Consider the following 572-nt stretch of genomic DNA (forward strand, 5'->3'; position numbering starts at 1 on the left):
GTCACCGGATTGGTGAAGTTCTGCGCAGCGCCGCTGTTCGGCGAGATGTTTGCTCCTGTGTGCGTAATCGTCGGCGTTAGCGATGTGACGTCCGTTCCATAAGGAACAGTGATGGTAATCGTGCGACTCGCTTCGTTTATCGTTCCAGCAGCAGACGGTGTTGCGAAGCTGAACGCCGTGATCGCCTTCGCAGGGCTCGCGGCCACATTTACCGTTACGGTGTAATTCTGCGTGGAGCCATCCGCCGCGGTCACCGTATACGTCACCGGATTGGTGAAGTTACGCGCTACGCCGCTTGTCGGCGAGATGCTTGCTCCTGTGTGCGTAATCGTCGGCGTTAGCGATGTGACGTCCGTTCCATAAGGAACAGTGATGGTAATCGTGCGACTCGCTTCGTTTATCGTTCCAGCAGCAGACGGTGTCGCGAAGCTGAACGCCGTGATCTCCTTCGCCGGGCTCGCGGCCACATTTACCGTTACGGTGTAATTCTGCGTGGAGCCATCCGCCGCGGTCACCGTATACGTCACCGGATTGGTGAAGTTACGCGCGACTCCGCTATTCGGCGAGATGCT

1 protein-coding gene is annotated in these 572 nt (G+C 57.7%); it reads right to left on the minus strand.

Translation table 11 applies throughout. The features are described 5' to 3' along the window. Positions 1 to 572: DUF5018 domain-containing protein (locus tag ACFO3S_RS27930; RefSeq protein ID WP_378103051.1), on the minus strand; the 572-nt coding region annotated here is incomplete at both ends.

Source organism: Cohnella hongkongensis (genome assembly GCF_042654645.1).
In the GTDB taxonomy this organism is placed as follows: Bacteria; Bacillota; Bacilli; order Paenibacillales; family Paenibacillaceae; genus Cohnella; species Cohnella hongkongensis.